The 1,357-nt window shown below is 34.5% G+C and carries 2 protein-coding genes; both read right to left on the reverse strand.

Features of this window, described 5'->3' with window-relative positions; translation table 11 throughout:
• A partial coding sequence (locus tag CHB67_RS16985; protein ID WP_089383001.1) for a hypothetical protein occupies window positions 1-444 on the reverse strand: 444 nt, incomplete at its 3' end.
• A partial coding sequence (locus CHB67_RS16990; RefSeq protein WP_089383002.1) for an LUD domain-containing protein occupies window positions 437-1,357 on the reverse strand: 921 nt, incomplete at its 5' end. The genes CHB67_RS16985 and CHB67_RS16990, both read right to left, overlap by 8 nt.

Below are 1,357 nucleotides of genomic sequence, written 5' to 3' on the forward strand. Positions count from 1 at the left end.
GTGTAAATGTTGGCAAATAGCTGTTTTGTCTAAAACAATTACTAAATCATTGGCTATAAAAGGTAATACTCTTATTGGAAATTGAGTTTCTGAAATCCATACGGCTCCGTTTTCTGCTACTCCAAATTCTCCTTTTATAATTGCTAGATCTACATCTTCTAACTTGTGTGGTTCTTTAATTTCTGAAATTAAAACACTTCCTAAAGAAGTTTCTTGCGAACAGTCTATTATTTTAGCTGCATTTGGGTATTTCAATCTTAAAGATCCGTCTATTTCACTTTTTGAAGATAAGTCTATTACAGAACCTCCAACTCCCACTACTTTCTCTTTAAAAGCTGCTAATAGATTTATATTTTCAATAAAATTAGTTACATCTATTTCAGGCAATGGTAACAAATCTGGTTTATTTTCTTTGATCGATTTTAATATTTCAGCTTTACCCATTGTTTTTTCTTTTTAGTTTATACCACTCATCAAAATTCTCATTCTTTACTTCAGGAAGATCTCTAGCATTTCCCCAAGTATTTAATTTTGAATACACCATAAATCGTGGCGCATGTTTTAACATAAATCGTGCTGATTTACCGGCTATGCTATAGAGTGTTGGATTGGACAATACCACTCCTGCTATTTTTAAAATTGTTTTTTTAATTAGTGGCTGTGGCTCGTCTTTTACAATTATTTGACGCCATTTATACAACTGTTCATGAATGTTGATTTTAACCGGACAAACATTAGAACACGAACCACATAATGTAGATGCAAAAGGCAACGAACTGTGTTTTGTTAAATCTTTTCCTGGTGATAAAATAGAACCAATGGGTCCTGGTATTGTTGCATCATAACTATGACCTCCACTTCGTCTGTAAATCGGGCAGGTATTCATACAAGCTCCACAACGAATACAGTGTAACGATGATCTAAAATCTTCTCTGCTTAATTGTTCTGTTCTTCCGTTATCAACAATCACAATGTGCATTTCATGACCTTCAGCAGGTTTGTTGAAATGCGACGAGTAGGTTGTTATTGGTTGTCCTGTGGCACTTCGTGCTAACAAACGTAAAAAAACACCTAAATGTTCTTCCTTCGGAATAATTTTTTCAATTCCCATACACGCAATATGTATGGGTGCTAAATGCGATCCCATATCGGCATTCCCTTCATTGGTACAAACAACTATCCCTCCTGTTTCTGCAATCGCAAAATTAACGCCGGTAATAGCTACATCGGCTTCTAAAAACTTACCTCTTAAATGTTTTCTTGCTTCATTGGTTAAATATTCAGGATTTCCACCACTTGGTGTGGTTCCTAAATGTTCTTGAAACAATTCATCTACTTCTTCTTTTGTTTTATGAAT

The sequence above is a fragment of the Lutibacter agarilyticus genome (genome assembly GCF_900188235.1).
Lineage (GTDB): Bacteria > Bacteroidota > Bacteroidia > Flavobacteriales > Flavobacteriaceae > Lutibacter > Lutibacter agarilyticus.